10 protein-coding genes and 1 pseudogene are annotated in these 12,055 nt (G+C 63.3%); 7 read left to right on the plus strand and 4 right to left on the minus strand.

Going from position 1 to position 12,055, the window contains the following annotated elements; genetic code table 11:
• Window positions 1-7: 7 nt before the first annotated feature.
• The 3 genes and pseudogenes from rpsR to rpsF form a co-directional block, all read right to left on the minus strand.
• On the minus strand, window positions 8-271 hold the full coding sequence (gene rpsR / locus RCH11_RS14070; protein ID WP_327057646.1) for a 30S ribosomal protein S18: 264 nt from the start codon (window positions 269-271) through the stop codon (window positions 8-10).
• A 65-nt stretch (window positions 272-336) separates the two neighbouring features.
• Complete coding sequence (locus tag RCH11_RS14075; RefSeq protein WP_327057647.1) at window positions 337-864, minus strand: single-stranded DNA-binding protein; 528 nt, start codon at window positions 862-864, stop codon at window positions 337-339.
• 135 nt (window positions 865-999) lie between these two features.
• Window positions 1,000-1,362: pseudogene (gene rpsF / locus RCH11_RS14080) on the minus strand (30S ribosomal protein S6); the annotation flags it as partial.
• A gap of 146 nt (window positions 1,363-1,508) precedes the next feature.
• Between rpsF and RCH11_RS14085 the strand changes: the two are divergent.
• Complete coding sequence (locus RCH11_RS14085; protein WP_327057648.1) at window positions 1,509-2,579, plus strand: inositol-3-phosphate synthase; 1,071 nt, start codon at window positions 1,509-1,511, stop codon at window positions 2,577-2,579.
• A gap of 227 nt (window positions 2,580-2,806) precedes the next feature.
• Here the strand turns inward: RCH11_RS14085 and RCH11_RS14090 are convergent, their stop codons facing one another.
• Window positions 2,807-4,234, minus strand: a complete 1,428-nt coding sequence (locus RCH11_RS14090) for a CCA tRNA nucleotidyltransferase (protein ID WP_327057649.1) — start codon at window positions 4,232-4,234, stop codon at window positions 2,807-2,809.
• Window positions 4,235-4,358: 124 nt separating this feature from the next.
• On the opposite strand from RCH11_RS14090, the gene RCH11_RS14095 reads away from it, so the two are divergent.
• The 6 genes from RCH11_RS14095 (at window position 4,359) to RCH11_RS14120 (ending at window position 12,029) form a co-directional block, all read left to right on the plus strand.
• Entirely contained in the window at window positions 4,359-6,533 is a 2,175-nt protein-coding gene (locus RCH11_RS14095; protein WP_327057650.1) for a DUF6049 family protein, read from the plus strand.
• Complete coding sequence (gene murJ, locus RCH11_RS14100; protein ID WP_327057651.1) at window positions 6,530-8,185, plus strand: murein biosynthesis integral membrane protein MurJ; 1,656 nt, start codon at window positions 6,530-6,532, stop codon at window positions 8,183-8,185. Before RCH11_RS14095 ends, murJ begins: the two co-directional genes overlap by 4 nt.
• A 111-nt stretch (window positions 8,186-8,296) precedes the next feature.
• Window positions 8,297-9,274 carry a thioredoxin-disulfide reductase gene (gene trxB / locus RCH11_RS14105; RefSeq protein WP_327057735.1) on the plus strand — a complete coding sequence of 326 codons (978 nt, stop codon included), beginning with the start codon at window positions 8,297-8,299 and terminating at the stop codon, window positions 9,272-9,274.
• 28 nt (window positions 9,275-9,302) lie between these two features.
• A complete protein-coding gene (gene trxA / locus RCH11_RS14110) occupies window positions 9,303-9,629 on the plus strand; it encodes a thioredoxin (RefSeq protein ID WP_327057652.1) in 327 nt (108 codons plus the stop codon).
• Window positions 9,630-9,746: 117 nt separating this feature from the next.
• Window positions 9,747-11,063, plus strand: a complete 1,317-nt coding sequence (locus RCH11_RS14115; RefSeq protein ID WP_327057653.1) for an aminotransferase-like domain-containing protein — start codon at window positions 9,747-9,749, stop codon at window positions 11,061-11,063.
• A gap of 3 nt (window positions 11,064-11,066) precedes the next feature.
• Entirely contained in the window at window positions 11,067-12,029 is a 963-nt protein-coding gene (locus RCH11_RS14120; protein ID WP_327057654.1) for a D-alanine--D-alanine ligase family protein, read from the plus strand.
• Window positions 12,030-12,055: the final 26 nt, after the last annotated feature.

Here is a 12,055-nt window from a genome sequence, read left to right on the forward strand (position 1 = left end):
GCGACTCCTAACGGCCCGAGCCGGCATAAGGGAGAAGCGCCATCTCGCGCGCGTTTTTAACCGCACGGGCGATGAGACGCTGTTCCTGCACCGAAACACCGGTAATACGACGGGCACGGATCTTTCCGCGCTCCGAAATGAACTTACGGAGGGTTGCGACGTCCTTGTAGTCGATGACACCGACGCGAATGGACTTCGCCGGGGCGACGGTCTTGCCGCCCTTGAGAGTGCGGAGGGGCTTACGGCGATCGCCGCTGCTCTTTCCAGCCATGGTTTGTACTTCTTTCTGAGGATTGGTGATCGAGTAGGTCGCTCAGCGACCGGGAGGAGATCGGCCTAGAAGGGCGTCTCATCGTTGTAACTACCGGGGGTGTTCCAGACGTCGCCGCCTGCAGCACTTCCCGAAGAGGCCGAAGCCGGAGCGGATGCCGCCCACGGCTCATTAGCGCTCTGGTTGACGCGGGGTGCGCCGCCTCCATTGCCGCCAGCGCCACCCTCTCGGGAGGTGCGGGTGACCTGCGCGGTCGCGTACCGAAGGCTCGGACCGATCTCGTCAATCTCGAGCTCGATGCTGGTGCGCTTCTCGCCCTCTTTTGTCTCGAAGGAGCGCTGCTTGAGCCGACCGATTGCGATCACGCGAGAGCCCTTGGTGAGGGATCCGGCAACCTGCTCGGCATACTCGCGCCAGACGCTCGCACGAAGAAAGAGTGCTTCGCCGTCTTTCCACTCGTTGCTTCCCCGATCAAGGGTGCGCGGAGTGGATGCGATGGTGAAGTTGGCAACCGCCAACCCGTTTTGCGTGTACCGCAGTTCCGGGTCGCTCGTGAGGTTGCCCACCACGGTGATTACGGTTTCGCCAGCCATGGGTCAGTCGCCCGCCGTGGTCTCGGCGGCTTCGGCAACGGGCGCTTCGGCTGCAGCGGGAGCTGCAGGCGTTGCGGTCGTTGCAGGCGCCGCTGCGACATCCGCTGCCTTCGTTGCGGTCCCTGCAGCAGCGCCGGCCTTCGCCGGGGCGGCTGCCTTGCGGGCGGCCTTCTCTGCTGAGAGCTGCGCAGCCTCGGCGACCTGTGCGATGGCTTCCTCGGCGCGGAGCACCTTGGTGCGCATGACCGCTTCGCTGAGCTTCAGCTGGCGGTCGAGCTCGACGGTCGCGTCGGGGTTCGCTGTAAGGGCGACGACGGCGTAGATGCCTTCGGTCTTTTTGTTGATCTCGTACGCCAGTCGACGACGTCCCCAGACGTCGACCTTGTCGATCGAACCACCGTCATTGCGGATGACGTTAAGGAACTTATCAAGGCTCGGAGCCACGGTGCGCTCATCGATCTCTGGATCGAGAATTACCATTAGTTCGTACTGATGCATAACTAACCCACCTCCTTTGGACTAGAACGGCCACAGACGATCTGTGACAGGAGGGTTTTGGCATCGTTGTCCGTATGCGAATCGCTCGCAGACAACCTGCCTAGTGTAGTCAGTCGCATCACTATCAATCAAGGAGCTCTACACGCATGTCCCTGAAAGTTGCCATTGCCGGTGTCGGAAACTGCGCCAACTCCCTCGTGCAGGGGGTCACGTTCTACGCGAATGCTGACGAGTCCCAGGTGGTCCCTGGCCTCATGCACACACGATTCGGCGGATACGCCATCAGCGATATCTCCTTCGTCGCGGCTTTCGACGTGGATGCCGCGAAGGTGGGTCTCGACCTGGCGGATGCCATCTGGGCGAGCCAGAACAACACCCTGCGGTTCACCGACGTGGCGACATCCGGCGTGCTCGTGCAGCGCGGACCGACCCTCGACGGCCTTGGCGAGTATTACCGCGAGCTGGTCGAGGAGTCACCGGCTCCCGAAGTGGACGTCGCCCAAGCACTGCGCGACTCCGGCGCAGAGGTGCTGGTCTGCTACCTGCCCGTGGGATCGGAGCACGGTGCGAAGTTCTACGCCCAGGCCGCACTGGACGCGGGCATCGCCTTTGTCAATGCGCTGCCGGTCTTCATTGCGAGCGATCCGGTATGGGCAAAAAAGTTCACCGATGCAGGACTTCCGATTGTCGGAGACGACATCAAAAGCCAGCTCGGAGCGACCATCACTCACCGCGTGCTCGCCCGGTTGTTTGAAGAGCGCGGCCTCGTACTCGACCGCACCTACCAACTCAATGTCGGTGGAAACATGGATTTCAAGAATATGCTCGAACGCCGCCGCCTCGAGTCGAAGAAGATTTCCAAGACCCAGTCCGTGACCAGCAATATCGATGCCCAGCTCAACTCGCACGACGTGCACATCGGGCCGAGCGACCACATCCCGTGGCTGGATGATCGCAAGCTCGCCTTCGTTCGGCTTGAGGGCCACGGCTTCGGAAATGCTCCCACCTCACTCGAGTACAAGCTCGAGGTGTGGGACTCGCCTAACTCCGCAGGGGTCGTGATCGACGCCATCCGCGCCGCCAAGATCGCCCTGGATGCTGGGCTCGGCGGTCCGGTGGAGGCGGCATCCGCGTACTTCATGAAGAGCCCGGCGAAGCAGTATCCCGACCCGGTGGCGCGCGAGTTGCTCGAGCAGTTCATCCGCGACCACGGCTGAGGCCCTGCCGCTGGGCGGACGAGCGCCGGTGGCGCTCGTCCCACGATCCCGCGTTGCAAATGCAGGAATACCTGTGGCAGAAGTTGACTCCGGCGTCACACCCGTCACTTGAGTAACGTCACGTCCTGCATTTCGTACCCGAGAAAGCGAATCCACGAGAGCGGCGCGACGGCGGCCACGAGAGCGGCGCGACGTCGGCCACGAGAGCGGCGCGACGACGCGCGGTGTCAGCGTCGGGCGGCCCGCCACGCGAGCAGGCGCTCGGAAGCGACATGCGCCCCCAGGGGTCCCTCTTCCAGCCGCAGTTCGAGCAGGAACCGGTAGGCCTCTCCGACTTCACGGCCGGGGCTGAGCCCGAGGATTTGCATGATTTGCTCGCCGTCGAGGTCTGGGCGGATGGCGGCAAGCTCTTCCTCCTGCCCCAGCGCCGCGATCCGCTGTTCCAAGTCGTCATAGGCGAAGGACAGTCGGTCGGCCTTACGACGGTTGCGCGTTGTGACATCAGCCCGGGTGAGAATGTGGAGCCGCTCGAGCAGTGGACCGGCATCCCGCACATACCGACGCACCGCGGAATCGCTCCAGGCCCCTTCGGTGTAGCCGAAGAACCGCAGATGCAACTCGATGAGTCGTGACACCGCCGTGACGGTGTCGTTGTCGTAACGCAGTTCTTTCAGTCGCTTCTTCGCGAGCTTCGCACCGACCACATCGTGGTGGTGAAAGGTGACGACCCCATCACCCTCCGTGCGCTTGGTCGCGGGTTTGCCGATGTCGTGAAGAAGCGCCGCAAGGCGCAGTACCAGGTCCGGTTCCTCACCCGGATGCCGGGACTCCTCTAGCTCGATTACCTGGTCGACCACGGTGAGGCTGTGCTCGTAAACGTCTTTGTGATGGAAGTGCTCGTCGATCTGCAACCTCAGCGCAGGCAACTCGGGCAGCACGATCGCGGCAATTCCGGAGTCGACCAGCAGCTGAAGCCCCGGCCGCGGGTTCGCCGAACTCACGAGCTTGCTGAGCTCTTCGTTCACCCGCTCCGCGGAAATCATCGAAATGCGATCCGCGAGGGCGTGCAGCGCGAGTGCGGTCGGCGGCGCCACAGTGAATCCCAATTGCGACGTGAAACGGGCGGCCCGCATCATCCGGAGCGGGTCGTCGCCGAAGGAACGCTCGGGGGCGCCCGGAGTGATGAGCCGTTTCGCGACCAGGTCTTCCAGGCCGCCGGAGGGGTCGACGAGCACACGTTCGGGCAGCCGAAGGGCCATGGCGTTGACGGTGAAGTCTCGGCGGACCAGGTCGGCCTCGAGGGTGTCACCGAACTGGACTATCGGCTTGCGGGTCGCTCCGTCGTAGGCATCGGACCGATAGGTCGTGATCTCGACGGTATGACCGTCAATGCGCGCGCCAATCGTGCCGAAGGCGCGGCCAATGTCCCAATGAGCGTCCGAGATCGGCTTCACCACGGCCAAGATGTCATCGGGTCGCGCGTCGGTGGTGAAGTCGAGGTCGGCAAGTTCACGGTCGAGAAACGCGTCGCGCACCGGTCCGCCGACGAGTGCGAGCTCAAATCCGGCCGCACTGAACGCTGTCGTAAGTCGCGAGATGTGGGGAGTGGACGCGAGGTCCGACAGCCGCTGAATTGCTGATGCGACGCTGTCCATGCCCCCCAGACTACCGGCGCGTCGACGTGGGCATCGCGGTCGCACCTCAGACGACATCGATGCGCAAGACTCTAGAATCACTGGAGGATGGCCGGGGCGCGAGCTTCGCCATTCCCCTTTCGCTATGAGACTTATCACATCCCTGTTCGCGGTGGCCCTTGCCATCGGAGCCGTCGTCGCGCCCGGTATCGTGCCAGTGATCAGCCACACATCCGTGCACGCTGCGGATGATGCCAAAGCGGTGCTCACTTTCGCTCCGTCGTCGAATGGGCTGCTCGCCCCCGGGCAAGACCTGGTGATCACGGGGACCATTTTCAATCCCTCAGCGAAATCCATCGTGGCTGGATCCGCGAGCATCCGCCTCAATCGCTCGGCGGTGCGCTCCCGCGCCGAACTTTCGAGCTGGCTCGCTCCGGCCTCCACCTCCAGCGACGACGCCCTCGGTACCGAGGTGTTGACCACCACGACGCCGGAGGTGCCGGCGGGGCGCACCGTTCCGATGCAGTTCACCGTGCCAGCTGCATCCATCAATTTTGGTGCACAGGCCGCAGCCTGGGGAGCCCGGACTCTCGCCGTGCGCGTTACGTCCGTCGGTTCTGAGGTCGGACAGGCACGCAGCAGCATCGTCTGGAATCCGGGCACCGGCGTGCAGTCGACCCGTCTCGCTCTTGTGATGCCACTTACTGTTCCGCAGGGTTCGGATGGCCTCATCCCCCGCGACCTTCTCGCCGTGTACACCGCGGATGGCGGCTTGCTCGCCCGCCAGCTCGACGCCATATTCGACCAGCCGGACATCGCGATCGCGATCGACCCGCGCATCCTGGCCTCGATTCGCATCCTGGGAGATTCGGCGCCCCCCACGGCCAAGACCTGGCTCAGCCGCCTTGAGTCCGTCTCGAACGACACTTTCGCCCTGAGCTATGCCGACTCTGATCTGGCCGCGGCCAGCCAGGCGAAAGCGCCACGCCTCCTTGCCCCGACCAGCTTTCCCATCGACACGACACTGTTCCCCGGCTCCCCGACCGCGCTTCCGTCTGACCAGGCGAGCCCTACTCCTTCGCCAGGTCCGACCGGCGGTAGCGGAGGTACGACCGTGACGCCATTGCCCGATCTCGCCTCACTCCAGTCTTTCGGCTACACCCTGCCCGCAGTGGCGTGGCCGGCGAGCGGCAGCGTGGTCGAGGGAGACCTCGCCAGTTTCGAAACCGGCGGCCTGACTACCACGATCCTGGGTTCCGGCAATGTCGGTTACGGTGATCTGACCTACACTCCCAGTTCCGCCGCACTCGTCGGCAAGCACCCCGCACTCGTCTCGGACGATGCCCTGTCGGCATACCTGAACGCGGCGGTAGAGGCGTCAACGCCTGCACTCTGGGCGAAGGCGATCTCTGAACTATCGAGCGCGATCGCCGTAATTTCCCTTGAACGTCCCGCCGCAACCCGCACTCTTCTCGCCGCCTTCGACCGCTCTCGATCCGGCTCCGACGCGCGGCTCGTTCAAACGCTCGCCGCTCTGGCGACACTTCCCTGGGCGACAGCTGCGTCGCTCTCAGAGGCGGATGCCGCGTTCGGTAGTGGCTCGGCAGTGCTTCCGACAGCCGCCACCGTGACCGCCCGACCCGAGCCGGCTGGCCGCATTTCGGCCGTCTCCGCGCTCCTTGCCGCGGAGACTACCGCCAACAGCTTTTCCTCGGTGCTCACCGATCCGACCCGGATCACCGGTGAGCGCCGCCTCACACTCCTTGCACTCCTGTCCAACTCCTGGACCGGGGTCGAAACCTGGGCGACGGCCACACAGAAGTACCTCGTCAAATCGAATCGATATGTTACGAAATCGGTGACTATCGCTCGAAGCAGCGCGACCGTCTTCACCTCTCGCAACAGTCCGCTTCCCATTACCGTGACCAACGAGTTGCCGTGGCCGGTCACCGTCTACGTGAGCGTGCGCTCCCCCTCCAACATCATCACGATCGACAAAGACCGGGTCGAGCTCGTCGTAGAGGCGCAATCCCAGGCGAAGACCACTGTTCCCGTCACCTCCAACGCCAATGGACCGGTCACGCTCACGGTGTCGCTGTCGAGTGCCACCAACGTGCAGATCACCACGCCGACGACCATCGACGTTGACGTGCAAGCCGGGTGGGAAACGGCCTTCACCGCCGTTGTCGCTGTGTTCGTCTTCGGGGTGTTCGGCTTCGGTATCTACCGCACGGTCGCCAAACGACGAAAATTGAAGCGGGTCAGGGATGCCCCCGAGCCCAACGGAAACGGTGCAGACCCCGGCCCCTCGACCTCATGACGACCGCCGAAGGCAGGGCGGCGGTGGGCGGAATGGGGCGCGCGAGCGCAATCCTCGCCGCCGGCACCATCGTGTCGCGTGTGCTCGGGTTCGTGCGCACCATCGTTCTCGCTGCGGCTATTGGCACATTCGCCGCCGGTGATACTTTCGCCATCGGTAACCAATTGCCCAACAACATCTACGCACTCGTCGCGGGTGGCGTGTTGAGCGCCGTGCTCGTGCCGCAGATCGTGCGTGCCGCCGCCGATCATGACGGCGGCCAGCAGTTCATCAATCGCGTCGTCACACTCGGGATCATGGTCTTCGCCGTTGTCACTCTCGCAGCGACTCTCGCGGCCCCCGCCCTCGTCGCTCTCTATGCGCAGCCGTCGAGCAGTGGGCGGGGCTTCACTTCGGAAGCGCTGGCCCTTGCCACCGCCTTCGCCTACTGGTGTCTTCCCCAGATTTTCTTCTATGCGCTCTACAGCCTTCTCAGCGAAGTGCTCAACGCCCGTCGCGTTTTCGGGCCATTCACCTGGGCGCCGGCACTCAACAACGTCGTCAGTATCGCCGGGCTCGTTCTCTTCATGGCCCTGTTTGGTGCCAAGGCCTCCAATGGCGCTGTCGCCGATTGGGATCCCGGAAAGGTCGCGATACTCGGGGCAATAACGACGCTTGCCGTCGCGGCCCAGGCATTCATCCTGTTCCTCTTCTGGCGGCGTGCCGGGCTGCGCTATCGCCCCGATTTCCACTGGCGTGGGGTAGGACTGGCCGCGACGGGAAAAGCCGCCGGGTGGCTCTTCGGAATGATCCTCATCACTCAGATCGCCGGTGTCTTTCAGAGTCGTGTTGCATCGATCGCCTCTGGCCAGGACGCGTCGGTCTCAGTGCTGCAGTACAGCTGGCTCATCTTCATGCTGCCGCATTCGGTGATCGCGGTTTCGATCGCCACCGTCTACTTCACCCGGATGAGTGGGCATGCCAGCACCGGGGACCTCGCCGGAATGCGCAGTGACCTCTCGGCATCACTGCGGTCCATCGGTCTTCTCATCGTGTTTGCTGCGGTCGCGCTGTCGATCGTCGCCTACCCGTTCGCCCGACTTTTCACCTCGGGATTCGCGAACGTACAGTCGATGGCCAATGTGCTGCTTGCATTCTTGCCCGGGCTAATCCTGTTCAGTGCCCTCTTCGTTCTCCAGCGGGTGTTCTACGCGCTCGGGGACACGCGCACCCCGTTTTTCATGCAGTGCGTGCAGTCGGGATTCTTCATTGTGGGAGCCCTTCTGTGTGGAGCCTTCCTGCCCAACGAATGGATCGGCGTGGGGATTGCGGCTGTAACCTCCACAGCCGGTAGCGCCCAGACAGTCGTCGCCATTGTGCTGGTTCGCAAGCGGATCGGCGGAATCGACGGTCGGCTGGTGCTCCGTCGGCACGTGCAGTACCTGGTGTTCGCGCTGGTCGCCGGTGCGGTCGGCTTCGGAGTTCTCGCGCTCTTCGGGGGGCTGTCACCGACCGGGTTCGCGGTTTCCGGCCTGGCACCGGCATTCGTGTCCATAGTCGCCGACGGTGTAGTGATGTCCACCGTCTACTTTGGATTGCTCGCGGCATTTCGCAACCCCGAGCTCGCCGCTGTCACCAGCACTCTCACCGCCCGGTTCCGGCGCGGGCGTTAGGACAGTTTTCAGCACTTCAGATTCGCGGAATATCGAACGAATAGAATGTGTTAAGTATGCAAATGGGTCGGGCACAGACCGACCCCATGCCGCCCAAGGAGTTGTGTGAAGTTGCGCCAGACCATCATCATCGGTTCCGGTCCTGCCGGCTACACCGCGGCGATCTATGCCGCTCGAGCCAACCTGCGCCCCCTGCTCATAGCGAGCTCGGTTGAGGCCGGTGGCGAACTCATGAAGACCACGGAGGTCGAAAACTACCCCGGGTTTCCCGAGGGCATCATGGGACCGGATCTCATGGCCGCGTTCCAAGCGCAGGCCGAGCGATTCGGCACTCAGATCGTGCTCGACGACGTGACGTCCCTCGACCTCAGCGGTGACGTCAAGACCGTCACCCTCGGCAACGGCGACGTGCACCAGGCGCTCTCCGTGATCTTCGCCACCGGCTCCGCCTACCGCAAGCTGGGACTGGACGATGAAGAGCGACTCAGCGGCCACGGCGTCTCGTGGTGCGCCACCTGTGACGGCTTCTTCTTCCGCAAGAAGACCATCGCGGTCGTGGGCGGGGGCGACTCGGCGATGGAGGAGGCCAACTTCCTCACGAAGTTTGCCGACAAGGTCTATGTGGTCCACCGCAGCGACTCTCTCCGAGCCTCAAAGACAATGCAGGACCGCTCTTTTGAGAATCCTAAGATTGAGTTCCTTTTCAACCAGACCGTCGAGCACATCTATGGCGACACTGCAGTCACCGGTATTGGTCTCCGCAATACGGTGGATGGCTCGGAGTCGACCCTCGACCTCAGCGGACTGTTCATCGCGATCGGTGCCGACCCGCGCACCCACCTTGTGCACGGAATGCTTGACTTCACCGCCGAAGGCACCATTGCGGTGGAGGGGCGCAGCTCTCGCACCAGTCTCGCCGGAGTGTTCGCGGCGGGCGATGTGCTCGATCCCACCTACCGCCAAGCCGTCACGGCCGCCGGGTCAGGAACAGTTGCCGCTCTCGACGCCGAGCACTACCTGGCATCGCTCCCAAAAGATCTGCTAGCAAAGGCGACAGCTGACCCTGAGCCCGCAAAAGTATCGGCCTAAAAACTACCCTCACGAAAGAGAGAAACCCATGTCAACAGCGAAAGATGTGACCGACGCCAGCTTCCAGGCCGACGTACTCGACTCAGAGAAGCTCGTGCTCGTGGACTTCTGGGCCGAATGGTGCGGCCCGTGTCGCGCCGTCAGCCCGATCCTCGACCAGATCGCGGCCGAACATTCCGACAAGATTGAGCTCGTCAAGGTGAACGTCGACGACAACATGCAGATCGCGGCGAAGTACCAGGTCACTTCGATCCCCGCCATGAAGCTGTTCAAGGGCGGCGTGGTCGTGAAGAGTGTCATTGGCGCCAAGCCGAAGCCCGCCCTCGAGGCCGACTTCGCTGAGTGGCTCAAGTAGCATCGCGTCTGAGGGAGCATCCCTCGGTTGCCGGTCCGTTCACCACAGGGTGAACGGACTTTTTCTGATACCCCGACTATTCTTGGATCTTCACCCCACCGATCGACGCGGAACACCATGACACACGACGGCACGAACGACGGCACGAATCTCGATCCTTGGTACGACCGGTACGCCGACCGAACCGCAGGCCTCAGCGCTTCTGAGGTGCGCGCACTGTTCGCCGTAGCCTCCCGCCCCGAGGTCGTCTCTCTCGCCGGGGGCATGCCCTTCGTTGCAGGGCTTCCGCCGGAGCTCATCGCGGGGGCCTTCGAACGGATGATGGCGACGCAGGGTCCGCTAGCCCTTCAGTACAGTTCTGGGCAGGGTATCCCCGCGCTGCGCGAGCAGATCCTCGAGGTGATGGCACTGGAAGGAATTCGCGCGAGCGTTGACGATGTTGTCGTCACCACCGGATCGCAGCACGCCCTAGAGCTTGTGACAAAACTGTTCATCAACCCCGGCGACGTCGTGCTGGCGGAGGGCCCGAGCTACGTCACAGCCATGGTCGTGTTCAACTCGTTCCAGGCCGACATCAATCACGTTCCGATGGATGAGCACGGCTTAATCCCCGAGGCGCTTCGTCAGGCGATCTCACGCCTTAAGGCCGCCGGTAAGACCATCAAGTTCTTGTACACGATCCCCTCGTTCAGCAATCCGGCCGGTGTGACGCTCACCTGGGAGCGCCGACTCGAGATCCTCGAGATCTGCCGGGCGAGCGACATACTCGTGCTCGAAGACAACCCCTACGGGTTGCTCTACTTTGATTCTCCGCCTCCGCAGGCGATGCGATCAGTCGATGAGGACGGAGTCGTCTACCTCGGCACCTTCTCGAAGACTCTCGCTCCCGGCTTCCGAGTGGGCTGGGCACTCGCCCCGCACGCGATTCGTGAGAAGCTGATCCTCGCCAACGAAGCGGCCGTGCTCTCTCCGAGTTCATTCAGTCAGCTCATGATCTCCGAATATCTGGCCACTGCGGATTGGAAGGGCCAGATCAATACCTTCCGCGACATCTATCGCGATCGGCGAGACGCCATGCTAGCTGCCCTCGCCGAATACCTTCCGCAGCTTTCCTGGACGGTGCCCACTGGCGGCTTCTACGTGTGGGTTACCCTGCCCGACCACATGGACTCCAAGGCGATGCTCCCTCGCGCGGTCAAGGAGCTGGTGGCCTACACACCGGGTACAGCGTTCTACGCCGATGGCAACGGGCGCAACAACATGCGGCTCTCGTTTTGTTATCCGACACCGGATTTCATCCGGGAAGGAATCCGCCGACTGTCCGTCGTCATAAACGGAGAGCTCGACCTGCTGAGCACCTTCTCGCAGACTTCGCCACTGGCGACCATTCCTCTCAAGCTGGGGATTGCCAGCCCCCCGTCGAACATCGGTTAGTCGATGGCCCCCTCCACCCCGGTGCGAACCGTCGTCGTTCTTGCGGGCGGTATTTCTCACGAGCGTGACGTGTCATTGCGCTCCGGCCGCCAGGTGGCAGACCGCCTGCAGGAGCACGGCATCAGCGTGACGCTCCGGGACCCGGATGCCTCGCTCCTCGCCTTTCTCGCCGACACCCGACCCGACGTGGTCTGGCCGGCGCTGCACGGCGCAAGTGGTGAGGATGGCGCCCTGCGCGGCCTACTCGATTTCATCGGCATCCCCTTTGTCGGTTCAACCTCGGACTCGGCCCGTCTCGCCTGGGACAAGCCGACTGCGAAGGTGCTCGTGTCGCGTGCCGGGGTATCGACGCCGCTCTCGATCGCTTTGTCCCGGGACACCTTCCGCGAGCTCGGGGCGAAAAGCGTGCTCGACAGCCTCGCGGATGGCCTTCCCGTCCCCCTCGTGGTGAAGCCAGCCCAGGGTGGTTCCGCCCAGGGCGTCACGCTTGTGGATGACCGAGACGATCTCCCCCGTGCCATGGTGGACGCTTACACCTATTGCGACGTCGCGATAGTAGAGCACCGTGTCGTCGGTAGCGAGATCGCGATCAGCGTGATCGACACGGGAGACGGACCTGTCGCACTGCCGGCGGTGGAAATCAAACCCCTCTCCGGTGTCTACAGTTTTGAAGCGAAATATAACGCCGGCGAGACCCGTTTCTACACCCCGGCACGACTGAGCGACGAGGTCTCGGAGGCGGCGGCTGAAGTGGCGCTCCTCGCCCACCGCGCGCTCGGACTTCGCCACATCTCGCGCGTCGACCTCATCGTGGATGCCGGGGGGGTCCCCTGGTTCCTCGAGGCGAATGTGCTGCCAGGACTTACCGAGACCTCCCTGTTGCCACTGGCACTCGAAGCCGCCGGACACGACATCGGATGGGTCTATTCGGCTCTCGCCGAGACGGCGATACGAGACTCGAAATAGAAACAAAACACCGCGCTGAACAGGGG

Origin of the sequence: Glaciihabitans sp. GrIS 2.15, assembly GCF_035984695.1 — a bacterium.
GTDB lineage: Bacteria > Actinomycetota > Actinomycetes > Actinomycetales > Microbacteriaceae > Lacisediminihabitans.